Raw genomic sequence first — 22,151 nt, forward strand, 5'->3', positions numbered from 1 at the left:
TCTGCCGGGATGGCCGATCCTAACCCGAATTTCGGCAAGATTTCGCCTAAAACGGGTAATGTTGCACATCGGCGGCGGCGCTGTGGCGTTTTGGCAACCACTGCTTTTCCACTGCACAAACAAACGCGTGGGGTGTGGCGCGCGCACGGCGGCCGTGGGACAATACGGACAGAATTTCGGAGGTTCAGATGGCGGTTCGAATGGTCCGGGGCGTGCTGGCGCTGACACTGGCGGGGGTCGTCGGCTGGCTTCCCGTTGCGTCCGGCGCACGCGAACCTCTCACTGCCGTGAGCGTGGCCGCGGCGCCACGGCTGGATTTCACGCCGCAACAGATGGCCTTGGCGCTGGCAGTGTCGGACGACGCCGATCTTGCCTCGTTCTATGGCAGCAACGGGTTGCGCCCGATCTTCCTTGGCCCCGAGGGAGAGGCCCGGCGACTCGCTTTGCGCGACGCGATCGGGAACGCCCCGCGCCATGGCATCCCCGTTGCCCGATACCAGCCCGACCGCCTGACGGCGACCGAAGGCCTTGCGGCCGAGATCGCCCATGCCCATGCCCTGTCACGCCTGCTGCGCGATCTGACCGGCGGCGTGCTGAACCCGACGCGCGTCGACCCCGAGATCAAGCGACAGCCCGTGCGGACCGCGGTGGTCCCGCTGCTGGCGCGGTTCGAGGCGGCGGCGGATCCTGCGGCGGTCCTTGCCGGGGCCGGACCGGACCATCCGGCCTATCTTGCGCTGCAACAGGCGCTGTCCGGGCCGGCCGATCTGGTGGTGCCGCAGAGCCTACCAAGGATTGCGACCGGTGTCTGGCGGCCAGGCCAAAGGGCCACGGCGATCGCCGACCTGCGCACGCGCCTGGTGGCCATCGGGTTTGCCGCCGATGCGCCGGATGCCACGCTGTATGACGATGCCCTTGCGCGGGCGGTCTCCGATTATCAGCGTGCGGCCGGCCTGCCGGATGACGGCGTCGCGGGCCCGCGGACCATCGCGGCGCTGAACGGCGATGGCGGCACCGGACAGGACGCGCGGCAGCGTGCGATCCTGGTGGCGATGGAGCGGATGCGCTGGATGGCGTCCGAGGATCTGGACAGCCGCCATGTCTGGGTGAACATCCCGGAATTCAGCACGACCATCGTGGAAGACGGGGCCGAGGTGTTCCGCACTCGCAGCGTCATGGGCAAGGACACGCCCGAGATGCGCACGCCCGAATTTTCCGAGATGATGGCCAATGTCGTGGTCAATCCCAGCTGGAACGTGCCGCGGTCCATCGCCGTTCGCGACTATCTGCCCCGCCTGCAGGCGAACCGCCATGCGCTGTCGCATCTGGACGTGGTGGATGGCGCGGGGCGGGTGCTGGCGCGGGACGGCATCGACTTTGGCCGCTATAGCGCCGCCAGCTTTCCGTTCAGGCTGCGCCAGAAGCCAAGCGACGACAATGCCCTTGGCGTGGTCAAGTTCATCTTTCCCAATCCCTGGAACATCTATCTGCACGACACGCCCTCCAAGCACCTGTTTGCGAACCGGGTGCGGGCGGAATCGAATGGCTGCATCCGCATCGGCGACCCGGTCGATCTGGCCCGTGCGCTGCTGTCGCGCCAGACCGATGATCCGGCTGCCATGTTTCAGCGCGCCCGCGACCGGGAACGCGAGACCTGGCTGAAGCTGACGCCGCCGGTTCCCGTGCATCTGGTCTATTTCACCGCCTGGCCCGGCCCGGATGGGCGCATCCGTCTGTTCGACGACATCTATGGTCGCGACGCCCGCATCTGGGAGGCGCTGCAGGCCCAGGGTTTTGGCGCGGCGGCGCCAGCCATGGTCGCGGACCTGAACCCGGGGTTGTGACCCGCCCCGGAACGCGGGCACTGGAAGCAGCCTTGCAAACAGGCTAAGTCCTTGCGCGAAAGGGGGGGCCATGGTCCTGACGATGGGTGAGCTGGCGCGGGCTCTGGACGCGCAATGCTGGGGCGACCAGTCGATCCGCGTGACGGGTGCGGCGGAACCCGCGGCGGTCGGTCCGGTCGACGCGGATGGCGGCACGCTGGCCATGGCCATGGCGCCCAAATACGCCGAGGCGTTGAAGCCCGGCAGCATCGCAATTCTGGCCGAAGGGATGGACCCCGAGGCCTATGGCCTGAAGGCCGCCATCTTTGCCCCCCGCCCGCGGCTGGTCATGGCCGGTCTGACGCGGGCCTTTGACCGCGGCCCGGACATCGCGCCGGGCATCCATCCGACCGCGGTCATCGACCCTACGGCCACGATCGGCGACGGCGCGGCCATTGCGCCCTTTGTCGTCATCGGCGCGCATGTGCGGATCGGGCAGGGCGCCCGCATCGGCGCGCATGTCAGCATCGGTCGCGGCGCCCGCATCGGCGATCAGGCATTGATCCATCCGGGCGTGCGGATCGGCCATGACGTGACCGCCGGCGACCGTCTGATCGTGCAGCCGGGCGCGTCGATCGGCGGAGATGGGTTTTCCTTCGTCACCCCCGAGGAGTCGGGGATCGAGGAGATCCGCCGCACCCTGGGCGCCCGTGCCGCGGTCAACCAGCAGCACTGGACGCGCATCCATTCGCTTGGCGCGGTCGAGCTGGGTCATGACGTCGAGATCGGCGCGAACGCCACCATCGACCGCGGCACGATCCGGTCGACCCGCGTGGGCGACGGCACCAAGATCGACAACCTGGTGATGCTGGGCCACAACGTCGTCGTGGGCCGTGACTGCCTTTTGTGCAGCCAGGTGGGCGTGGCCGGATCGTCGGTGATCGGCGACAGGGTCGTGCTGGCCGGGCAGGTGGGCGTCAACGACAATATCCAGATCGGGGACGACGTCATCGCGGGCGGTGCCGCCAAGATCTTCACCCGCGTGCCGGCAGGCCGGGTGATCCTGGGCAACCCCGCGGTCAAGATGGAGACCCAGCTGGAGATCCAGAAGGCCATGCGGCGGCTGCCGCGTTTCGCACAACAGCTGTCCAAGCTTCAGGAAACCGTTACACGCCTGTTGGAAAAGGGCTGAACAGGAGGCGACATGACAGACGACATCACGCAGCGCATTCGGGCCATCATCGCGGAACAGGCGATGCTGGAACCCGACCAGATCACCGATGACGCGACCCCCGCCGAACTGGGCATCGACAGTCTGGGCCTGGTCGAATCGATCTTTGCCATCGAGGAAGAGTTCGACATCTCGATCCCGTTCAATGCGAACGAGCCCGAGAAGTCCGACTTCGACATCTCGAACATGGGCACGATCATCGCCGCGGTGCATCGGCTGGTCGCGGAAAAGGCGGAATGACCGCCCCCGTGGACGAGGCGCTGATCGACGCAGGCCGCGCGGCACCCGCGATCCGGCCTGCGGCCGAGACGACCGGCCGCGGCGGGCTGCGCCGCGTGGTGATCACCGGCGCCGGCACGATCAACGCGCTTGGCCACGATGTCGCCACCACCCTAGAGGCGTTCCGCGAGGGTCGCTGCGGGATCACGCAGCTGGATTTTCGCGATGTCGATCGCCTGTCGATCCAGATCGGTGGACAGGTCCACGACTGGACGCCCGAGACCTATTTCAACCGCCAGCAGATCCTGCTCTATGACAAGTTCACCCAGTTCACCCTGCTGGCTGCCAAGCAGGCGGTCGAGCAGTCGGGCCTGCACTTTCAGGGCGCGCTTGGCCTGCGGTCGGGGGTCATCCTGGGCACGGCCGGCGGTGGGCTGAATACCTGGGACGAGAACTATCGCGCCGTCTATGAGGAGGGGAAGAACCGCGTCCATCCCTTCGTGGTCCCCAAGCTGATGAACAATGCCGCGGCCAGCCATGTCAGCATGGAGTTCGGCCTGCGCGGCCCCGCCTTCACCGTCGCCACCGCCTGCGCCAGCAGCAATCATGCGATGGGCCTGGCGTTCCAGATGGTGCGGTCGGGCGCGGCCGACGTCATGCTGTCGGGCGGGTCCGATGCGATGCTGTGCTTTGGCGGCGTCAAGGCATGGGAGGGGCTGCGCGTGATGTCCAAGGACGCCTGCCGCCCCTTCAGCGCCAATCGCAACGGCATGGTCCAGGGCGAAGGCGCGGGCGTCTTCGTCTTCGAGGATTTCGAACACGCCCGGGCGCGTGGCGCCGAGATCCTGGCCGAGGTCGTGGGCTTTGCCATGTCGTCGGATGCGCAGGACATCGTCATGCCATCGGCCCAGGGGGCCGAGCGCGCGATCACCGGGGCGATGGTCGATGCCGGCCTGAACCGCGAGGATATCGGCTATATCAATGCCCACGGAACGGGCACTGCCGCGAATGACAAGACGGAATGTGCGGCGGTGGCCCATGCCTTTGGCCATCACGCGGACCGGTTGATGATGTCGTCGACCAAGTCGATGCACGGCCATCTGATCGGCGGCACCGGCGCGGTCGAACTGCTGGCCTGCATCATGGCGCTGCGCGACGGGGTGATCGCGCCCACGATCGGCTATCAGGAGGCCGACCCCGAATGCGCGCTGGACGTCGTTCCCAACGAGGCCCGTGAGGCACGGGTCGATGCCGTCCTGTCCAATGCCTTCGCCTTTGGCGGACTGAACGCGGTCATCGCCCTGCGCCGCGTCTGATCGTCATGCGGGACGCATGAAAAAGGCCGCGCCCAGGGGACGCGGCCTTTTCCGTTCATGCGATGGCAGGGTGGATCACTCGGCCGGTGCGTCCTCGGCGGGGGCATCCTCTGCCGGTTCGGCATCGGCGGCCGGGGCGGGCGCGGGTGCGGCGGCATAGGCGGCCAGTTCATCGAACGCGGCGGTGAAGCCGGTCAGCGACATGCTCAGCTGGACCGGCGAATCCGGGTCCCCACCGAAGGGCAGCAGCTGCACGGCTGCGGTGCTGCCGGCCTTCATGCTTGCCAGTTCCTGATTGGTGAAGCCAAGGCGCGCGACGCAGCCGACCGGCGCGCAGAAGCTGAACGGATAGCCGCGCATCTCGCCCGATCCGATCTGGAAGCCCAGGCCGTCGATCAGGTCCGTCTCCAGCGGTGCGACCAGGGTGGCGCCGGCGGCGACGTCGCCGTTCGACAGGGGAACCATGGTCAGTTCGGCAACCGGGTTGTCGTCGGCGTCGGTCAGCAGCTTGTACATCTCGCACGGATCCTTGCCCTGATCGGCGCGGATGCAGCGGATGGTCCAATCGCCATGCTCGGACTTGGCGTAATAGCTGCCCGGTCCGTTCGGATCGCGCGCGGGCTGACCCGCGGGCGCGTTCTCGGCCGCAGGGGCATCGGCAGGCGCGGCTGGCGTCTCTGCATCGGCAGGTGCGGTGGCCGGCGCGTCCGCGGCGAGGGCATCTGCGGCCGGTGCGGCGGTTGCAGGCGCATCGGCGGCGGGGGCTTCCGCCGCGGGGGTTTCGGGCGTGGCCGGCGCCGGGGTGTCCTGGGCGAATGCGGGCCCGGTGATCAGGGCGAGGGCGGCCAACAGCGCGTGCGAATGTCTGATGAACATCAATCTTTCTTTCTTTTGCTCAACGCATTGCGGCTGATCTAGCACGGCGCCGGGGCCTTGTCAGTCCCCTGCCACGACACGCTCTGTCACCAACACTTGAGGTCGGGACATCGCACAGGATTGCGCATTGAAGAAGTTGCGTGGGAACCGAACCGGCCGGACACGCGTAATGAATTGACGCGAAAGGCCGTGGCTTTCACCACGGCCCCCGACGCGTTGCGTTATTCTCCCTGCCGGACTGGCCGGTCATCATTGAGACGCACGCTAATCGCGTTGGCGTGATCCGTCAACGGTCTATGGATTTTCCCCCGATCACATAAAAAAAGCCGCGCCCGAGGGCGCGGCAGTCCAACAGGGAGGAAGGTCCGGGTCACGGCTGCGATCCGGACAACTTCACCTTGCCATGAAAGCGTTAAAATTGTCTTTTCAAGGCGTGCGTTGCGCAATTTGTTCGTGGGGGATGCGATGGCCTCGGTTCTGGACCTGGATGCGGGAACGATCTTCGTGGGCGGCGCCGGCGCCGGATACGCGACCCCCGAGACGATGCTGCTGAAGCTGGCAAACCGGCACGGGCTGGTCGCGGGTGCGACGGGGACGGGCAAGACCGTCACGCTGCAGACCCTGGCCGAAAGCCTTTCGGCGGCGGGCGTTCCGGTGTTCCTAGCGGATGTGAAGGGGGATCTGGCGGGGCTGGCCAAGGCGGGATCGGATCAAGGCAAGCTGCACGAGCCTTTCCTTGCGAGGGCCGGTCAGATCGGGATCGATTTGACCTATGCATCCTATCCGGTGACATTCTGGGATGTCTGGGGCCAACAGGGCCATCCCGTCCGCACCACGCCGGCCGAGATGGGACCGCTGCTGCTGTCGCGCCTGCTGGACCTGACGGAGGCGCAGGAGGGCGTCATGGCGATCGCCTTCCGCGTCGCCGACGAGGAGGGGCTGCAGCTTCTGGACCTCAAGGACCTGCAGTCGATGCTTGTCTGGGTCGGACAGAACGCCGCCGACCTGTCGACGCGCTATGGCAATGTCAGCACCGCCAGCGTTGGCGCGATCCAGCGCGCGCTGCTGGTGCTGGAGACCGAGGGCGGAGCGAACCTGTTCGGCGAGCCGGCGCTGGCCCTGACCGACATCATCCGTCAGGACGCGGACGGGCGCGGCGTCATCAGCATCCTGTCGGCAGAGCGCCTGATGAACGCACCCCGTCTGTACGCGACATTCCTGCTGTGGCTGTTGTCGGAGCTGTTCGAGCAGTTGCCCGAAGTGGGCGATCCGGACAAGCCCCGCGTCGCGTTCTTCTTTGACGAGGCGCATCTGCTGTTCGACGACGCGCCGAAGGCCCTGATCGAAAAGGTCGAGCGGGTGGCACGATTGATCCGGTCGAAAGGCGTCAGCATCTGGTTCGTCACCCAGAACCCCGCCGACATTCCCGAATCGGTGCTTGGCCAATTGGGCAACCGGGTTCAGCACGCGTTGCGGGCGTTCACCGCCAAGGATCAGAAGGCCTTGCGCGATGCGGCGCAGAACTATCGGACCAACCCCGATTTCGAGATCGCCGAGACGATCCAGCAGGTGGGGACGGGCGAGGCCGTGACCTCTTTCCTGCAGCCGAAGGGTGTGCCGGGCATCGCGCAACGGACGCTGATCCGGCCACCGTTCAGTCAGGTTGGCCCGATCACGGACCAGGAGCGCGCGGCGATCAGGGCCACGTCCCCGATGGGGCCAAAATACGACACCGCCCTGGATCGCGATTCCGCGCATGAGATGCTGGCACGCAAGACCCAGGCCGCAGCCCAGGCGGCCAGTGCGAAGAAGGATGACGACGGGTTGTTCGACATGCCCGCCGGTGCGGGACGGGGGCGACCATATCAGGCGCCGGCGCGCGAGAAGGCTGCGCCGCGCGGGCGGTCCGACAGCATCGTGCAGACCTTTGGCAAGAGCCTTGCCCGGCAGTTGGGGACCCGGACCGGGCAGGCGCTGGTCCGGGGCGTTCTGGGTTCCCTGATCAAGAAGCGCTGATGGTTACAGCGCGATGGCCGTGGCCGGCATCGGCGCGGCGTCGATCGCGGCACGCATCTCTGCCAGGATGGCGATGACCAGCAAGACGTGGCGGCGCAGGTCGTATTCGGCGGCCTGCGTGACGCGCATGTCGTTCTGGATCTGTTCCTCGGCCCGCAGGCGGGACAGGACTACGCCCGGCGCGGGGCAGCGGTCGCTGCGCAGCAGGCGGGGCAGGTCGCGATCGCGCTTCCAGGTCTTCTGACCTTCGCGGGCAGCCCGGATCAGCGTTCCGGGACGGCGCAGGCCCTGATTCGTCGGGCGGGGGCGAAAAACGATCACGTTCGAGACTGCGGTCATGGGGCTGATCCTTTGCGTTTGCCACGAGGTCACCTTCACACAACCTTGACGTGTGTTGCCAAAAGCCCTGCCGCAGCGCGCGGTGGAGCAAGGTTTCTTTAGGAATTGTTAGGGAATGTTGCGGCTATGTGCAGAAACACCCTGTTAACCACAGGGAAAGATTTCAACCCAGGGTAGTCTACTGCCGGGCTGCCCGAGGACGACAAGGGACCTGACATGACCATATTGACCGGTGATTTCGCAATCCACACGGGCATCGCGGAGCACCGTGCGCAGGTGCAAGGGCAGACCTGCGCGCAAGACGACCTGAGCGAGGACGCGCGCCTTTACCTGCGCCATGTCGATCAGGGGGTGACGATCCGTGCCCTGGCGCGCGAGGCCGGTGTTCATGCCTCGACCATCCTGCGCCGCATCCGCCGGTTCGAGGCGCGCCGCGACGATCCGCTGGTGGATGCCGCGCTGGCACCGCGGCCCGAGGGGGCCAATGCGCCTGATGAGCGGCAGGCCCTGCGCGTGCTGCGCCGGCTGGCAGAGCCGGGTGCGTGCATGGCATCGGCCCCCGGCATGGACAAGGCGATCGTCACGCGCGACGACATCCGTACCGCCGTTCTGGAACGCGCCCTGGCAGAGATGATGGCGCTGAAGGGATGGGTCGTGCAGACGCGGGGCGGGGGGCGCATCCAGCGCTATGTCATCGCGCCGGCAGGGCGCGAGGCACTGCGCCAGATGCTGCGGTCGCCCCGCCAGCGCAGCGCCGTGCCGGGGCCATCGTCGTTTGCGGACGCCCACCCGGTCCACGAGGATGCCCAGCCCGTCCACGGCATGGCCGAGGCCCAGGCGGCCTTTGACCACGGCGACCGTCACCGGGTGTGGGAGGATCGCGTGATAGACGACCCCGAGGATGGCCGCCGTCGCCAGACCCGGGTGAACATCGCGGAAAGCCCGCTTCTGGTGCTGGCGCGGCGGCGTGACCATGATGGGCAGGCATTCCTGACCCCGGGCATGGTCACCGCGGGCGAACGCCTGCGCGAGGATTTCGAGTTGGCCCAGATGGGTCCGCGCGTCACCCAGAACTGGGACGGCTTCATGACCTCGGGGATCGACGTGTCGCGTGGCGGCGGCGGTTATCGCGGCGGATCGGAATCCGCGCGCGACCGGGTGGCCGTCGCGCTGCGCGACCTGGGTCCGGGCATGGGCGACATCGTCCTTCGGGTGTGCTGCTTTCTGGAGGGGATCGAGATGACGGAACGGCGTCTTGGCTGGTCCGCACGGTCTGGAAAAATCGTCCTGCGTCTGGCCCTGATGCGGCTGGAGCGGCACTATGAGGAAACCTACGGCAAGGGATCGCGGCTGATCGGCTGAAGGTCATTGCCGCAGACGGGGACTGGTCGATAAGATGGTGGGCGTTGACCGCGCGTCGTTGATCAGGCCCCCTTATGAATATCACCCTGCGCCAGCTGCGCTATTTCTTGTCCCTGGCGCAGCACACCCATTTCACACGCGCCGCCGAATCGATCAACGTCACGCAACCCGCGCTGTCCATGCAGATCCGCGCGCTGGAGGAGGAGATCGGCGCCCGCCTGGTCGAACGCACCCCGCAAGGTGTCGTCCTGACCCCGCAGGGCCGCGCGCTGCAGGACCACGCCCAACGGGTCATGGCCGCGATGACCGATCTGGAACAGGACCTGCGGCAGCCGGGGCAGGGCGGCCGGTTGATGCTGGGCATGATCCCCACCGTCGCGCCCTATCTGCTGCCCGAGGCGCTGCCCCTTTTGCGGGCGCGCGACATCGGGCGCGACCTGCATCTGCGCGAGGCGCAGACAGACCGCCTGTTGGACGAACTGCAGGCGGGGCGGCTGGATGCCATCGTTGTCGCCAGCCCGCCTGAGGGGCCTGGCCTGCAGGCCATACCGCTGTTCGCCGACCGCTTTCTGCTGGCCGGCAGCGCGGCGCGAATCGCCGATCTGCGCAGCCGACCGCTGTCTCCTGACGCGCTGGATCCCGGCCAACTTCTGTTATTGGATGAGGGGCATTGCCTTGGCGACCAAGCCCTGGAGGTCTGCGGGCTGAACCGCCGCGCGGCGCGGCTGGACCTGGGGGCCGCGTCGCTGTCGACCCTGTGCCGCCTTGCCGCGCAGGGCATGGGCCTGACCTTCCTGCCAGAGATCGCCCGCCGGCAGGAGCTGGCCGCGGCACCCGGTCTGACGGCCGTCAGGTTTCCCGACCCCCAGCCCGCGCGGCAGGTCATGCTGATGCGCCGCGCATCGACTCCGGGGCAGGGCTGGTTCGACGATCTGGCCCGCCTGCTGACCGCGGCGGCGCGACCGCTGCTGGATCTGGGCTGATCGAAAGGCAGCCATGTGGACGCAGGGGCAGGGGATGCGTTGCCAAATCGTTGCAAAGCCCCTATTTCTGCCCGAACCGCGACCGAAAGGACCATGACCTTGCGCGACCTCAGGATCCCGGATCAGCGCCACCCGGAAAAGGCGCACCGACCCGATCAGGCCCAGCCCAAGAAGCCGGACTGGATTCGCGTCAAGGCGCCTACCTCTGCGGGGTACAAGCAGACGCGCGACCTGCTGCGCGAGAACCGCCTGTCGACCGTCTGCGAGGAGGCCGGCTGTCCCAATGTCGGCGAATGCTGGAGCCAGGGCCACGCCACCATGATGATCATGGGCGAGATCTGCACCCGCGGCTGCACCTTCTGCAACGTCGCGACAGGCAAGCCGCAGGCGCTGGACACGTTCGAACCCGGCCGCGTCGCCCATGCCGTGCAGAAGCTGGGCCTGAACCACGTCGTGATCACCAGCGTCGATCGCGACGACCTGGACGATGGCGGCGCCGAGCATTTTGCCCAGACCATCCGGGCGATCCGCCACCGCTCTCCGGCCTCCACGATCGAGGTGCTGGTGCCCGACTTTCTGAAGTCAAAGCCTGGCGCCTTGGAGACTGTGGTCGAGGCGCGTCCCGATGTGTTCAACCACAACCTTGAAACGGTGCCGGGCCTTTACCCGGAGGTCCGTCCCGGCGCCCGTTATTTCCATTCGCTGCGTCTGCTGCAGCGGGTCAAGGAACTGGACCCGTCGGTGTTCACCAAATCCGGCATCATGGTTGGATTGGGAGAGGATCGCCAAGGCGTGCTGCAGGTCATGGACGACATGCGTGCGGCGGACATCGACTTCATCACCATCGGCCAGTATCTGCAGCCCAGCCCCAAGCACCATCGCGTCGACCGCTTCGTCACGCCCGAAGAATTTGCGGGCTATGAGAAGGCCGCCTATGGCAAGGGTTTTCTGATGGTCTCGGCGACGCCGCTGACCCGGTCGTCGTATCATGCGGGCGATGACTTCGCGCAGCTTCGCGACGCCCGACTGGTCAAGCTGGGTCGCGCCTGAGGCCGCGGGGCAGGGGGCGCACGCCGCCCCTTGCAAATCGCCGCGACTGGATTTACGCCAAGCCCAACGGTCCGAACGGGCCGCCGCCGAAAGGGCGCCGGGACCAGTCCGGGGGCGTGGCGGAATGGTAGACGCGACGGATTCAAAATCCGTTTCAGCAATGAGTGCCGGTTCGAGTCCGGCCGCCCCTACCACGCCCTTTCTGCAGACTTTTTCCGCGATGCGTGAGCGACACCTCACGTGCCTCACTCGTTGCTCTCAACACGCTTCTCAACATTCTCCGTTCGTGCTGCGTTCGTTCCGCGCTTGGCATTTGCCTCGCTGGCGCGAGCGCGTTGGCGTGCCGGGCCCGCATATTTCGCGATCATCGCAGTTGTCTTGTGGCCCGTGATGGCGGCAATCACCTCGTCGCTGCACCCGGCGGCGGCCAGCTCGGCAGTCGCAGCATAGCGAAGCCCGTGGATGTCAAAAGCACGCGCGCCGATTGCGTCTCTCACGGTTCGGACGTCCTGAGACGCCGATGAATAGCTTAGCTGCTTTCCGTGCGGCCCATACGCACAAATCGTTAGTCCAATGCGGGGTGTCTCTTCCAAGATTACCCTCAGTCGCGGCGTAATCGGGATCCAGAGCTTGGCCTTGGTCTTGCCCTGACGGATGGCGATGCCCTCTCCATCGATGTCCGACCATCTCATGCGCAGCACGTCACCGATCCGCTGTCCCGTTCCCAGGCATAGTTCGAAGATCAGGAGTGCCCGCCCGGAGGCTTCTGCACGATATGCGTCGATCATGTCCTGCGGCCATGCTTCGCGGGCAGGTGCATCGCTGCGAAGGAGCTCCACGCCCTTGGCGGGATTGTCTGACCACCAGCCGAGGTCGATCGCGTGCTCTAACAAGATGCGGACGACCTGGACGATGTAGTTTGCAAAGCGCATCTTGTCGGCGTTCGCCTCGCGCGCGCGGATGATGTCCTTCCGCTGGATGCCGCCAACCTGAAGGTGGCCGAGCTTGGCCATCACCCACGCCAGCACCTTCTCGTAGTCCCTTGCCGTCCGTGGCGCCAAGCGCTTGTAGCGGTTGCTGGTCAGGTAGTCCTTCACCAAGGCCGAGAAGGTTCGGGCCGGTGCAGGGGGCGGTATCAGTGCCCCATTCAGAAGCGCCGCATACTCGAGGGCGAAGGCTGCCGCTCCAGCCTCAGCTTGGATTCGGGTAGTCTTGTATCCACGGCGCTGAAAATACAGCACGCCCTTTTTGTCGTAGACACGGGCGGGCAGGTGTCGCTTTGTCATGCACGCATATCCACTTGATCGAACGGATCGGCCGATTGCTGGGGACCGAGCGGCATTACCGTGATGACGCCCGCCCGCGTGTCCAGCGTCACGGCAAAACCCATTGCTGCCTATTCCGAAACCGCCTGCCGAATATCGGAAGGGCACATCACCGGGCGTGGTTCTATTGTCTGTGCCATCATCCCTCCTGTATTTCGGCGGCTGCACCGCCCCATTGCCCCACCCGGAGATGCCCGCAGTTCGCCGCGACCAGCGCCTCGGCCAGCGGCGGGCACACGCTAATGCCGCAGCAGCTAACCTGGACGTCCTTGGCGAAGGGTACCCAGACCGGATCGGGGGTCTCCAGCCCCTCCCATACGCCCTCGATCACGTAGTCTGCCGGGAAGCCCTGGGCGCGGAACAATTCTCGCGGGGTCAGCATCCGCATGCCGATGTCGATCACGATATAGGAGGCGTCCTCAATTGTCAGGGTGACGAACTCGCTGCCATGCCAGGCATCGTGGTTGCGAAGGAACTCGGCCACGGCGCGGGCCCGGGCGTGATGCTCAGGAGCGAAGGGCGGGGCGGCCAGCTGCGCCACCTCGACACCGAAGTGGTCTTTTGTCGTGACCGTGTGCATAGGCGCGTCCAAGCGCGGATCCTGATCGGTGCCGTACCATTTGCCCATCCATGCCGCGACCAGCTGCGACTTGCCCTGTCCGCCCGCCGTGACGGTACCGAGGGGCGTGTCCGCTGCATGGCCGGTGCTGGCACCGAACTGTCGCGCGATGAACGCAGCCACCGGGGTCTGATGACTGCCTAACTGTGTGACCGTCGACATCGGTTCATTCGTGGCCCGGCCAGGGTGAACCCCTCCAGCGCGCCGGTTGTCGTTGTTCTGCTGCGCGAGGAAAGCTGCCACGGGGGCATGCTTCGCCCCGCCGGCTACCATGGTACCAATGGGCGCTGCCACGTCGAGTGCGCGAGGCTGCTGGCCTTTCCGCTCGCCATAGCCAACCTGAGGGACCAGCGATCCGCACCGGGACGCGCAAGTCATCGCTGCCGTGGTCGAGGCGTTGCCGGATCACGTCGATGGCCGACGCATGGCCACGCAGATCGCGGAGCTTGCCCGCGCCCGCAGCGCGCCGGACTGGGGGCAGGGGGATCGCATCAGCATCACACCCTGCGGATGGGACTGGAGCGATGAGGAGGGATGCTTCCTGGCCGGTACCGCGCAGATCGGCAGCCTATGGGTGTGGCGCGATCACCGCCGCCACCGGCGTGAGCACATCGGGCAGGTCTGCGCCATCAGCTACACCGGCAGCGCCAGCATGGTCGCCGCCAAGCGCCGGAACTACCTGGCATGGTGCGGGGCGCTGCTTGACCTCTGGGCCGTGCTCAGCAGGCCGGGAATGCTGGACACGATCGAGATCACGGGGGCGCTGCCAGCGCTGGCGCCGTGGCACAAAACCATCATCGAGGAGAAGCATACATGACCACAATCACCGTTCAACACATCGGCCGAAGCATGGTCCAGGAGACGCCGCTGCACATGCTGACCCGGAATGCGATCCGGGCGGCTACCGCGAAGATGATCAAGCGGGAGGGGCGCTATAAAGCAGGTATTTCTGAGCAAGTTTGGGGTCCGCGTTCCGACCGTGGCGAACATCCTGGCCGGTGACGACAGCGGCGAGGCGGACCCGTTCGCGCAGATGGTGGGCACGGCCTGTTGAGTTCGCAGGGGGCGAATACTAATCTGGTCTACACCCTCTCTGGTGTGCTATCGATTTGACGAACGTCAAACGGGGTGTGCAATGGGAAATCTGATCGGCGTAGGACTTTACACGCCGGCAGAGGCCGGCCGGTTGCTTGACGTGCCTGTCGGTAAGATCAGCCGGTGGTTGCGCGGTCACAAGGCCGGCGGCAAATCCTATGAGCCCCTGTGGCAGCCTGAAATAGACCTGGGGGACGGTAAGTTCCAGCTGGGCTTCCGCGACCTGATGGAGGTGCGCGTAGCCGCTGCCTTTATCAATTATGGCGTCTCTGCCCTTAAAGTCCGTGCTGCTATTCGTGAGGCTGCCGAGATAATCCAGCAGGGTCACCCGCTTTCGACAAACCGTTTCCGCACCGATGGTCGGGAAATATTCCTCCATGTGATCGAGGAAGGAGAAGACGGCGAAGATCGCGAGCGCCTTCTGAACCTGTTCAAGCGCCAGTACGAGTTCAACGGCGTGATCGACCCCATCCTGAAGACAGTAGACTTTGGCGATGACGGTAACCCGGCCGCCTGGTGGCCGCGGGGCCGTAGGGTTCATGTCATGGTCACACCGAGCCGGGCGTTTGGGGCGCCGATCGATTCCGTTTCGAGTGTGCCGACATCGATCCTGGCCAATGTGGCAAAGGCACAAGGCATCGCCGCGACCGCCAAGGCCTATAACGTGACAGAACTGTCCATTCGGCACGCATTGGACTTTGAGGCATCGCTGGAGCAGCGGCAGGCGGCGTGAAAGTCTTCTTTGACAACTGCCCTCAATCGTCTTTGCCCAGACCCTGGACGGCTTCATCAGGCATCAGGGGCACTCTGCCCATCATGTCTCTGAAATCGAAGACTTGCCCAACGGCAGGCATTCCGCCGATGTCGAATGGATCGACTTTCTAAGACGAAGCAACGACGTTTGGATCTTCGTTACCGGCGATCATCGCGTTCTGAAAAACCAGGCAGAACGGGCAGCATTGCGAAAATCCGGCCTGCATGGTTTCGCCTTGGCACCTGCCTATCAGAAGACCCCGTTCAACCAGGTTGCATCGATGCTTGTTTGGCGGTGGCCTGAAATCGTTCAGGTTACAGAACTGTTGTCCCCGCCAACCATGTACGAGATGCCTATCAAAGCAGGCACCAAGATGCGGCAGATGCCGCTTTAGTGCCTGACCGTCGGGCTGTCGTCAGTCTCTGACGATAACGCGGCCGCGCCGCTCTTCCAGATAGATCCGCACCATCTCTGGCCCGCGTGGGTTCAGGGTCCAGCTCTGCGCGTTCGTCGTCAAGCCATGGCAAAATGTCCGACTGGAAGCGAACCCCGACCAGGGTGCCCTTGCCAAACGGTTCGTGCCATCGTGAGCGCGGTATCTGTGCGGGTGATCTTCATGCGCAGGTCCTGTCCGATGCCACGGCCGGGGTGCAAAGTTGATCCGTGACCTGTGCGAGATCGTGGCCGCGTTCGCCGTGCTGATCCTGGTGCTGTCGTGGGTCGGGTTCTGAACGGCAAGACACAATAATTCGGCGGATAAGCGGTGTTCCGCCTCTAATAAAAAGCGAATGGAACAGATCCGTTCACTTTCTAATATCTGCATACCGTGCAGGTTTCATAGGAGTGGCAAGTTATGCCCCAGATGCCGCTGACCAGAATGCCGTCGGACACACCTGTTGTGCTTACGTTCGCAGAAGACACCGAGTTCAACATCGATGAAAGCGCGGAACGCGCGACTATCTTGGCGCTCTATCGGAATGGCTCGCAGCATGTCGTGCACGTGCGTGAAACCCGGCAGGAGATCATTGATACACGGAGGGCAGCGCTTTTAGCATAGGCCCATTGCCCACTATACAAACGTTTAGTGCGCAGTGACTTTCAGACACGTTGCCCAAACTAGTTTGTGCGTGATATTTTATCCTGACATAAATTATCTGCGGTTTTGCAGGAGATTACAATTGGCGCGCCTGTTGCTGACCGACTTTCACACCAATGCTGCCGTCGAAGTGCCGTACTCCTCCGACATAGACCTCATTCTGACGGATCAGCCCCAAGGCGCCACCAGGATTGTGGTGGCTCGGAATGGAGCGCCCGGACAGACATTGGTCGTTCATGAGACACCCGCCCAGATCAGACGGCGCGAAGACATCTGTCTTTTCTGAATTTTGACGGCACAATAGGGCATGTAGTGACCTTCACCGAGGCAGACAGCGACTGCAATGGCTCGCATAGCTGTCTGTCAATCACCATCTTGAAGCGTCTGCCTTGCGGAATGCATCGGTTCATTGCATTTCGTCCGTGCAGTTGCAGATATCTGCATTTTCTAATGCTCGGCATAACCGCGCAACTTCCGCAATCTCGGATGAGGGCCCGAAGATAAGCGAGGATGCGCCCCGGCCCAGATCCGCGGATGGGGTCTCCCGTCTCGCGGATGGGCAGGCTTGTCGTTGTCATTGACCGGATGATCAAAGGTCATGCCCCGTGCCGTGGGGTGTACGAGTGAGGTAAAATCTCCGCTCGGATGCATCGTTTCACGTAGGTTCTTGTCATCTTTGGTCATCTGCAGATCCTAGCCGACATAAAGGAAGGATAGAACCGGGACCTGCAGCACTTCAATCGGTTGCGCTTGGCTCAGGGAAGCCACGCTTATGCACGTCCTTTCTGTGACCAAAGGCTGAAACGCGACCGCGACGCGCTACTTCTGCCCGCGTTCGAGTGCCGTGCGCGGAAGCGAACACAGCGTGGCGGGGGTTGTCGTTCGAATGGCGGCACCTGATATCGGATCGAACCGTGCCTCAGGGCCATTATTCGGATCGATCATGACCTATCTGCTTTTCGTCATCGGGCTTGTGGCACTTTTCTTCGGCGGTGAGGCCCTCGTCAGGGGCGCCACAGCCATTGCCCGACATTTCCTCCTGTCACCTATGGTGATCGGCCTGACCATCGTGGGATTTGGAACATCGGCACCAGAGATGCTTGTGTCCGTCCAAGCCGCGCTTGCAGGTCAGCCCGCCATCGCCATCGGGAACGTCCTGGGCTCCAACATCGCCAATATCCTTCTGATCCTCGGCATTTCAGCGGTCGTTGCTCCACTCATCATCCCCGTTAAAAAGCTCTGGCGCGATCTCGGCTTCATGCTTCTGGCGACTGCGGCCATCTGGCTCATGCTTCTGGACGGCAATGTCACCCGATTTGACGGCTTGCTCCTGATCGCGGGCCTTATCGTTTTCCTTGTCACCGCTTTCCTGACGAGCAAAGTCGAAACCCCCGACGTCGAGCAGGGGGATTCTGCGCAATGGAAAGCTTGGGCGATGACCCTGGGTGGACTGATCGTTCTCGTCATCGGCGCTCGCCTGCTCGTGGATAGCGCGACGGAACTGGCACGCGCGTTCGGCATCTCCGAGGCGGTGATCGGCCTGACGATTGTTGCGGTAGGGACCTCCCTTCCGGAACTGGCAACCTCACTGATCGCAGCCATCCGCAAGCAGACAGAGATCGCCGTGGGCAATATCGTCGGCTCCAACATCTTCAACATCTTCGGCATTCTCGGGACCACGGCGCTGATCCATCCGATCGTTGCAGATCCGCGCTTTGCCGCCATTGACATGATCTGGGTGAGCATTGCTGCTGTAGGCCTGTCGGTGCTGGCATTTGTCTTGGGGGGCCTGCCGCGCATCGCAGGTCTTGTCCTCCTGGCGACTTATGGTGGGTATGTAGCTCTGATCTAAGCGGTTGGAGTGGACCAGGATGGCAACTGCTGGACCGGAACGCAGGTCCAGTCACAGCCATCCAAGCCGCTTGAAGCGAACATAGAGGAACGTGCATGCTGCCACGATGACCGAGAGCACGACGAAGTAGCCGTACCTAGTCGTCAGTTCGGGCATGTTCTCAAAGTTCATGCCGTAGATCCCTGCAATTGCCGTGGGCACGGCGAGTATGGCCGCCCAGGCCGCCAGTTGGCGGGTGATGATGCCGGTGCGTTGCTGCTCCAGCAGGTTGCTGAACTCGAAGACCGAGGCTAGAACCTGAAGCAGCCCATCTACCATGGTCTGCACGCGCCGAACGTGATCCAGAACATCGCTGAAGTACGGCCTTGTGTTGGCGTCGATGCAGGGAAGGTCCTGTCGGACCAGCTTTCCGGCGACTTCACCCATCGGGCCAAGCACCCGCTGAAACCTGGTCAGATGGCGACGAAGGGTGAAGATCCGCGTGATCTCCTCGCGACCAAGAAAGGTGTCGATGGTCTGCTGCTCCATGGAGAGCACTTTCTCTTCGATCTGCTCGACGATGGGGAGATAGCCGTCGACGATGTAGTCCAGAATGGCGTGAAGAACGTAATCGACCCCGTGGATCAGCAGGATCGGGGCTGCCTCCAGTTGAGCGCGCAAGGCGATGTGAGAGCGGGCCGAACCGTGGCGCACGCTGATGATATGACTGTGACCGATAAAGATGGCGGTTTCGCCATAGGTGATCGTATCGCCCTCGAGATGCGCGGTCCGGGCGACGACGAACAGCTGTTCGCCATAGATGTCGACCTTGGGCAGCTGGTCCGCCTTGAGAGCATCCTCGACGGCCAGGGGGTGCAGATCGTACTGGTCCTTGAGCGTCTGCATCTCTTCTTCGGTAGGATCACAGATCCCGATCCAGACGAACTCGGACTTGTCCGACGGGCAGTCGATCCTCTCTGTGATCGAAACCTCGCGCACACGCTCGCCGTGGCGGTAGAGATAAGCAGCAACGACAGTCATGTGAGCCTCTGAAACCGATATGCTTTCCTCGAGGCATAAGCCCTAACCCGACACCGGCCTGGTGCGTCAAGGGCGGATCAGGAAAGGGGATGTCAGATAGAGACCGGTAGGGTTCGGTTAAGGCTATGTGTAGATTCGCAGGCTGGCTTGCCGCTGCCGTGCGTCGGCGTCATGGCCATAGACCTCATAGCAGCCGTCCTCGGTCTTGACGGTGCTGACGGTCCAGCCCTTCGCGGTTAGATCGGCGGTCAGCTCCTCGACCGGGCGCCAGTCGGCCTGCGGCACGGCGCATCGCTCGGAGGCGAGGGCGGGGAACGCCAGAACGGCTAGGATCAGAGCAGCAATGGGGGTACGCATTGAGCTCTCCGTCATCGCTGTTTCGATGCCGACATCCATGCCCGCCCCAGCTTGCGGCAACCTTACAATCCGCGCCCGTCGCATCGATGGGGCGCCTTACGCTCATCCCGCGGCGACCCCGAACAGATGCCCGACGACCGCCGTCGCGGCCATGGCCATCGCGGCTCAGACCAGCACCCGCAGCGTGCCGCGCGCGATCCCCGCGCCTCCGGCCTGCGCGCCGACGGCCCCCAGGCCTGCCAGCGCCAGCATCGTCGCCCCCGTCACCCAAACTGCAATCGCCCCCTCCGGCGCCAAGGCCGCCGTGCCAAGCGGCAGGGCCGCGCCGACGGCGAATGTCGCCGCGGACACCATCGCCGCCTGTACCGGCGCGGCGGTCGTGACCTCGGACATGCCCAGTTCGTCGCGCAGGTGGCTGCCAAGGGCGTCGTGTTCGGAAAGGCGCAGCGCCACCTGCCGGGCCAGCCCCGGGTCCAGCCCGCGCTGGACATAGATCGCGGTCAGCTCGTCCAGTTCCCCGGCGGGGTCGGTGTGCAGTTCGGCCGTCTCGCGGGCGATGTCGGCCCGTTCGGTGTCCGACTGAGAGCTGACGGATACGTATTCGCCCGCGGCCATGGACATGGCGCCGGCGGCCAGACCGGCCATCCCCGCCACCAGGATCTGGCTGCGATCGCCGCTGGCGGCCGCGACCCCGACGATCAGGCTGGCGGTCGAGACGATGCCGTCGTTGGCACCCATAACGGCGGCGCGCAGCCAGCCGATGCGATGGACAAGATGGGCCTCGGGTCGGGCGTGGGACAGCATGGCGTCGCTCCTGAGGGAAGGGCCTTGATCAGGCGGCGTGGTGGGAAACCGGCTTGGGCGCCGCAGTATCGGCCCCATGATAGCGGATGAACCACTGTACGTATCGCACCAATCCTACCTCCAGCGGGGTGATCGCGCGCGGCCCTGTCAGGTGGCCCAACAGGCCCGTATCGGCCCAGGTCGCGACCACGTCGCCCGGCTGCATCGGCAGCATCTGCAGCCGCGCGGTCCGCCCCGTGGCCACCTGCAGCGCGTCGATGAACGCGGTCAGGGACACGGGCGCGCCATTGCCGATGTTGACCACCCGCCACGGCGCGACCGGCGACAGGCTGTCGCCCGCGACGGGGATGGCCGGGTGTCGCGGGATGACGTCCATCAGTGCCCGGATCGCGTCGACCAGGTCGTCGACATAGGTAAAGTCCCGCTGCATCCGGCCATGGTTGAACAGCGGGATGGGCCGGTCCTGCATCAGGGCCTGCGTGAACAGGAACGGCGCCATGTCGGGCCGCCCCCAGGGTCCATAGACGGTGAAGAACCGCAGCATGGTGATCGGCAGGCCGTAAAGCGCGGCATAGGAATGGGCCATGCCCTCGGTCGCCTTCTTGGTGGCGGCATAGAAGGACATCGGCTGATCGGTCGGGTCGGTCTCGCGATAGGGCATTGTCGGGCTGCCGCCATAGACCGAACTGCTGGAGGCCATCACCAGATGCGCGGGCGGATACGCGCGGGCTGCCTGCAACAGCTGGAACGTGCCCGCCAGGTTCGTCGACAGATAGGTGTCGGGCGCCTCGATCGAATGGCGCACCCCGGCCTGGGCGGCCAGGTGGACCACCATCTGCGGCCGGTGCCGCGCCATGACGTCGCTCAAGAGGCCCGGCGTCTGGATCTGGCCGCGCAGGGCCAGATAGCCTTGGGACTGGGCCAGCCTTGCCTCTCGGGCGGCCTTGAGCGCCGGGTCGTAGTAGGCGTTGTGGTCGTCGATGCCGATCACGCGTCGGCCTTCGGTCAACAGGCGGAGGGCCAGGTGATAGCCGATGAACCCGGCAGAGCCGGTGATCAGGACGCTCATGCTGCGCCCCTCAGGTCGGTGGCTCCGGACCGGGCCAGTTCGCGCGTGCGGGGCAGGCGACGGCGGCGGATCAGCCAGGCCGTGCCCAGCAGGTCGACGACGCCCACCGCCGCGCGCCGCAAATTGCCGTATTTGGACCGGCCGAAGGCGCGGGGGGCGTGGGTCACGGGCACGGTCTGCACCCGCAACCCCTCGCGCGCGACCATGGCGGGCATGAAGCGGTGGATGTGATCGAAATAGGGCAGGGCCAGATAAACCATCCGCGGAAAGGCCTTCAGCCCGCAGCCGCTGTCGCGCACGCCGTCGCGCAGCAGAGCGTTGCGGATGCGGTTCGCCGCGGCCGAGGCCAGCCGCCGCGACGGGCGGTCGCGGCGGTCCACCCGCTGGCCCTGGACCAGGCCCAAGGCCGTGTCGCCCCCGGCAAAGGGCGCCAGCAGGGCAGGAATGTTGTCGGGCGGGTTCTGACCGTCCGCATCCAGCGTCACGATCAGCGCCCCGCGCGCGGCCCAGACCCCGCTGCGGATCGCGGCGGACTGCCCGCAGGACCGGTCGTGGCAGATCACCCGCAGCTGCGGCAGCCGCGTCTGCAGCGCGGCCAGTTCCGCTCGCGTTCCATCGCGCGAGGCGTCGTCGACGACGATGATCTCATGCGCGCGGTCCTGCAGGGTGGCGGCGATGCCGGTCAGCAGGGAGGTGATGTTGCCGGCCTCGTCGCGGGCGGGCAGGACGACGGAAATGTCGGGCGTCATGGCGCGACCTCCTGTGAGCGGTGAAGGGTATAGGTCCTGTCGCGGAACGGCAGCCGCAGGACAGGGGTCATGCCAGGGAAGGGCCGGTCCGTCTGGTCCAAAAGCACGCCGCCCGGATGGTCGCGCAGCCACCCCGCAACGGCGTCGTCGGACAGGTGGGCGACCGGGTTCAGCAGGCGTCCGGCAAAGTTTAGCT

At 65.0% G+C, this 22,151-nt stretch carries 23 protein-coding genes and 1 tRNA gene; 14 read left to right on the plus strand and 10 right to left on the minus strand.

What is annotated here, in order from left to right; translation table 11 throughout:
- Window positions 1-188 precede the first annotated feature (188 nt).
- The 4 genes from FHD67_RS01600 (at window position 189) to FHD67_RS01615 (ending at window position 4,589) form a co-directional block, all read left to right on the plus strand.
- Window positions 189-1,844, plus strand: a complete 1,656-nt coding sequence (locus FHD67_RS01600) for a L,D-transpeptidase family protein (protein WP_139597608.1) — start codon at window positions 189-191, stop codon at window positions 1,842-1,844.
- Window positions 1,845-1,914: 70 nt separating this feature from the next.
- Window positions 1,915-3,015 carry a UDP-3-O-(3-hydroxymyristoyl)glucosamine N-acyltransferase gene (locus tag FHD67_RS01605; RefSeq protein ID WP_045999272.1) on the plus strand — a complete coding sequence of 367 codons (1,101 nt, stop codon included), beginning with the start codon at window positions 1,915-1,917 and terminating at the stop codon, window positions 3,013-3,015.
- A 12-nt stretch (window positions 3,016-3,027) separates the two neighbouring features.
- Window positions 3,028-3,294, plus strand: a complete 267-nt coding sequence (locus FHD67_RS01610) for an acyl carrier protein (RefSeq protein ID WP_045980857.1) — start codon at window positions 3,028-3,030, stop codon at window positions 3,292-3,294.
- 86 nt (window positions 3,295-3,380) lie between these two features.
- A complete protein-coding gene (locus FHD67_RS01615) occupies window positions 3,381-4,589 on the plus strand; it encodes a beta-ketoacyl-[acyl-carrier-protein] synthase family protein (RefSeq protein WP_045980892.1) in 1,209 nt (402 codons plus the stop codon).
- A gap of 75 nt (window positions 4,590-4,664) precedes the next feature.
- Here FHD67_RS01615 and FHD67_RS01620 read toward each other — a convergent pair whose 3' ends face one another.
- Complete coding sequence (locus tag FHD67_RS01620) at window positions 4,665-5,465, minus strand: invasion associated locus B family protein (RefSeq protein WP_139597609.1); 801 nt, start codon at window positions 5,463-5,465, stop codon at window positions 4,665-4,667.
- Between the two features lie 465 nt (window positions 5,466-5,930).
- Between FHD67_RS01620 and FHD67_RS01625 the strand changes: the two genes are divergently transcribed.
- Window positions 5,931-7,481, plus strand: a complete 1,551-nt coding sequence (locus tag FHD67_RS01625; RefSeq protein ID WP_139597630.1) for a helicase HerA-like domain-containing protein — start codon at window positions 5,931-5,933, stop codon at window positions 7,479-7,481.
- Window positions 7,482-7,484: 3 nt separating this feature from the next.
- On the opposite strand, the gene FHD67_RS01630 is transcribed toward FHD67_RS01625, so the two are convergent.
- Window positions 7,485-7,820 (minus strand): DUF6477 family protein, encoded by a 336-nt coding sequence (locus tag FHD67_RS01630; RefSeq protein ID WP_139597610.1) that lies wholly within the window; start codon window positions 7,818-7,820, stop codon window positions 7,485-7,487.
- A 216-nt stretch (window positions 7,821-8,036) separates the two neighbouring features.
- Between FHD67_RS01630 and FHD67_RS01635 the strand changes: the two genes are divergently transcribed.
- From FHD67_RS01635 to FHD67_RS01650, 4 genes are all read left to right on the plus strand, one after another.
- Complete coding sequence (locus FHD67_RS01635) at window positions 8,037-9,182, plus strand: DUF6456 domain-containing protein (protein ID WP_139597611.1); 1,146 nt, start codon at window positions 8,037-8,039, stop codon at window positions 9,180-9,182.
- 74 nt (window positions 9,183-9,256) lie between these two features.
- A complete protein-coding gene (locus FHD67_RS01640) occupies window positions 9,257-10,165 on the plus strand; it encodes a hydrogen peroxide-inducible genes activator (RefSeq protein ID WP_045999267.1) in 909 nt (302 codons plus the stop codon).
- Window positions 10,166-10,258: 93 nt separating this feature from the next.
- Complete coding sequence (gene lipA, locus FHD67_RS01645) at window positions 10,259-11,215, plus strand: lipoyl synthase (RefSeq protein WP_139597612.1); 957 nt, start codon at window positions 10,259-10,261, stop codon at window positions 11,213-11,215.
- A gap of 110 nt (window positions 11,216-11,325) precedes the next feature.
- Window positions 11,326-11,409 (plus strand) — tRNA-Leu (locus FHD67_RS01650).
- 51 nt (window positions 11,410-11,460) lie between these two features.
- Here the strand turns inward: FHD67_RS01650 and FHD67_RS01655 are convergent.
- Together FHD67_RS01655 and FHD67_RS01660 are read right to left on the minus strand one after the other, a co-directional pair.
- The gene (locus FHD67_RS01655) at window positions 11,461-12,501 is read right to left on the minus strand and encodes a tyrosine-type recombinase/integrase (RefSeq protein ID WP_139597613.1); all 1,041 of its coding nucleotides are present in this window, start codon (window positions 12,499-12,501) and stop codon (window positions 11,461-11,463) included.
- 178 nt (window positions 12,502-12,679) lie between these two features.
- Window positions 12,680-13,321, minus strand: coding sequence for a DNA cytosine methyltransferase (locus tag FHD67_RS01660; protein WP_139597614.1), 642 nt, complete (start codon window positions 13,319-13,321; stop codon window positions 12,680-12,682).
- Between the two features lie 262 nt (window positions 13,322-13,583).
- Here FHD67_RS01660 and FHD67_RS01665 point away from each other — a divergent pair, with 262 nt between their 5' ends.
- The 5 genes from FHD67_RS01665 (at window position 13,584) to FHD67_RS01690 (ending at window position 17,956) form a co-directional block, all read left to right on the plus strand.
- Window positions 13,584-13,976, plus strand: coding sequence for a hypothetical protein (locus FHD67_RS01665; protein WP_139597615.1), 393 nt, complete (start codon window positions 13,584-13,586; stop codon window positions 13,974-13,976).
- The gene (locus FHD67_RS01670) at window positions 13,973-14,161 is read left to right on the plus strand and encodes a hypothetical protein (RefSeq protein WP_139597616.1); all 189 of its coding nucleotides are present in this window, start codon (window positions 13,973-13,975) and stop codon (window positions 14,159-14,161) included. The genes FHD67_RS01665 and FHD67_RS01670 overlap by 4 nt, the downstream gene beginning before the upstream one ends.
- Before the next feature lie 133 nt (window positions 14,162-14,294).
- The gene (locus tag FHD67_RS01675) at window positions 14,295-14,987 is read left to right on the plus strand and encodes a hypothetical protein (RefSeq protein WP_139597617.1); all 693 of its coding nucleotides are present in this window, start codon (window positions 14,295-14,297) and stop codon (window positions 14,985-14,987) included.
- Between the two features lie 43 nt (window positions 14,988-15,030).
- Window positions 15,031-15,402, plus strand: a complete 372-nt coding sequence (locus tag FHD67_RS01680; protein WP_281282437.1) for a PIN-like domain-containing protein — start codon at window positions 15,031-15,033, stop codon at window positions 15,400-15,402.
- A 1,645-nt stretch (window positions 15,403-17,047) separates the two neighbouring features.
- Window positions 17,048-17,956 carry a calcium/sodium antiporter gene (locus FHD67_RS01690; RefSeq protein ID WP_139597619.1) on the plus strand — a complete coding sequence of 303 codons (909 nt, stop codon included), beginning with the start codon at window positions 17,048-17,050 and terminating at the stop codon, window positions 17,954-17,956.
- 51 nt (window positions 17,957-18,007) lie between these two features.
- On the opposite strand, the gene FHD67_RS01695 is transcribed toward FHD67_RS01690, so the two are convergent.
- From FHD67_RS01695 to FHD67_RS20325, 6 genes are all read right to left on the minus strand, one after another.
- Complete coding sequence (locus FHD67_RS01695) at window positions 18,008-18,976, minus strand: magnesium and cobalt transport protein CorA (protein ID WP_139597620.1); 969 nt, start codon at window positions 18,974-18,976, stop codon at window positions 18,008-18,010.
- A gap of 123 nt (window positions 18,977-19,099) precedes the next feature.
- Entirely contained in the window at window positions 19,100-19,333 is a 234-nt protein-coding gene (locus FHD67_RS01700) for a PepSY domain-containing protein (protein WP_139597621.1), read from the minus strand.
- A 165-nt stretch (window positions 19,334-19,498) separates the two neighbouring features.
- Entirely contained in the window at window positions 19,499-20,137 is a 639-nt protein-coding gene (locus tag FHD67_RS01705) for a VIT1/CCC1 transporter family protein (RefSeq protein WP_176695018.1), read from the minus strand.
- A 28-nt stretch (window positions 20,138-20,165) separates the two neighbouring features.
- Window positions 20,166-21,206, minus strand: coding sequence for an NAD-dependent epimerase/dehydratase family protein (locus tag FHD67_RS01710; RefSeq protein ID WP_139597622.1), 1,041 nt, complete (start codon window positions 21,204-21,206; stop codon window positions 20,166-20,168).
- Window positions 21,203-21,955 carry a glycosyltransferase family 2 protein gene (locus FHD67_RS01715; protein WP_139597623.1) on the minus strand — a complete coding sequence of 251 codons (753 nt, stop codon included), beginning with the start codon at window positions 21,953-21,955 and terminating at the stop codon, window positions 21,203-21,205. Before FHD67_RS01715 ends, FHD67_RS01710 begins: the two co-directional genes overlap by 4 nt.
- On the minus strand, window positions 21,952-22,151 hold a 200-nt coding region (locus FHD67_RS20325), incomplete at its 5' end, for a hypothetical protein (RefSeq protein ID WP_176695019.1). The genes FHD67_RS20325 and FHD67_RS01715, both read right to left, overlap by 4 nt.

It is taken from the genome of Paracoccus haeundaensis (genome assembly GCF_006239215.1).
GTDB classification, from domain to species: domain Bacteria; phylum Pseudomonadota; class Alphaproteobacteria; order Rhodobacterales; family Rhodobacteraceae; genus Paracoccus; species Paracoccus marcusii.

What these genes read in the sequence shown, in the direction of transcription:
- FHD67_RS01665 (WP_139597615.1), top strand. Translation starts at nt 13,584, where the DNA reads ATGGCCACGCAGATCGCGGAGCTTGCCCGCGCCCGCAGCGCGCCGGAC.
- FHD67_RS01640 (WP_045999267.1), top strand. Translation starts at nt 9,257, where the DNA reads ATGAATATCACCCTGCGCCAGCTGCGCTATTTCTTGTCCCTGGCGCAG.
- FHD67_RS01715 (WP_139597623.1), bottom strand. Translation starts at nt 21,955, where the DNA reads ATGACGCCCGACATTTCCGTCGTCCTGCCCGCCCGCGACGAGGCCGGC.
- FHD67_RS01625 (WP_139597630.1), top strand. Translation starts at nt 5,931, where the DNA reads ATGGCCTCGGTTCTGGACCTGGATGCGGGAACGATCTTCGTGGGCGGC.
- FHD67_RS01620 (WP_139597609.1), bottom strand. Translation starts at nt 5,465, where the DNA reads ATGTTCATCAGACATTCGCACGCGCTGTTGGCCGCCCTCGCCCTGATC.
- FHD67_RS01660 (WP_139597614.1), bottom strand. Translation starts at nt 13,321, where the DNA reads ATGTCGACGGTCACACAGTTAGGCAGTCATCAGACCCCGGTGGCTGCG.
- FHD67_RS01695 (WP_139597620.1), bottom strand. Translation starts at nt 18,976, where the DNA reads ATGACTGTCGTTGCTGCTTATCTCTACCGCCACGGCGAGCGTGTGCGC.
- FHD67_RS01705 (WP_176695018.1), bottom strand. Translation starts at nt 20,137, where the DNA reads ATGCTGTCCCACGCCCGACCCGAGGCCCATCTTGTCCATCGCATCGGC.
- lipA (WP_139597612.1), top strand. Translation starts at nt 10,259, where the DNA reads ATGACCTTGCGCGACCTCAGGATCCCGGATCAGCGCCACCCGGAAAAG.
- FHD67_RS01670 (WP_139597616.1), top strand. Translation starts at nt 13,973, where the DNA reads ATGACCACAATCACCGTTCAACACATCGGCCGAAGCATGGTCCAGGAG.
- FHD67_RS01610 (WP_045980857.1), top strand. Translation starts at nt 3,028, where the DNA reads ATGACAGACGACATCACGCAGCGCATTCGGGCCATCATCGCGGAACAG.
- FHD67_RS01635 (WP_139597611.1), top strand. Translation starts at nt 8,037, where the DNA reads ATGACCATATTGACCGGTGATTTCGCAATCCACACGGGCATCGCGGAG.
- FHD67_RS01675 (WP_139597617.1), top strand. Translation starts at nt 14,295, where the DNA reads ATGGGAAATCTGATCGGCGTAGGACTTTACACGCCGGCAGAGGCCGGC.
- FHD67_RS01710 (WP_139597622.1), bottom strand. Translation starts at nt 21,206, where the DNA reads ATGAGCGTCCTGATCACCGGCTCTGCCGGGTTCATCGGCTATCACCTG.
- FHD67_RS01655 (WP_139597613.1), bottom strand. Translation starts at nt 12,501, where the DNA reads ATGACAAAGCGACACCTGCCCGCCCGTGTCTACGACAAAAAGGGCGTG.
- FHD67_RS01630 (WP_139597610.1), bottom strand. Translation starts at nt 7,820, where the DNA reads ATGACCGCAGTCTCGAACGTGATCGTTTTTCGCCCCCGCCCGACGAAT.
- FHD67_RS01690 (WP_139597619.1), top strand. Translation starts at nt 17,048, where the DNA reads ATGACCTATCTGCTTTTCGTCATCGGGCTTGTGGCACTTTTCTTCGGC.
- FHD67_RS01605 (WP_045999272.1), top strand. Translation starts at nt 1,915, where the DNA reads ATGGTCCTGACGATGGGTGAGCTGGCGCGGGCTCTGGACGCGCAATGC.
- FHD67_RS01700 (WP_139597621.1), bottom strand. Translation starts at nt 19,333, where the DNA reads ATGCGTACCCCCATTGCTGCTCTGATCCTAGCCGTTCTGGCGTTCCCC.
- FHD67_RS01600 (WP_139597608.1), top strand. Translation starts at nt 189, where the DNA reads ATGGCGGTTCGAATGGTCCGGGGCGTGCTGGCGCTGACACTGGCGGGG.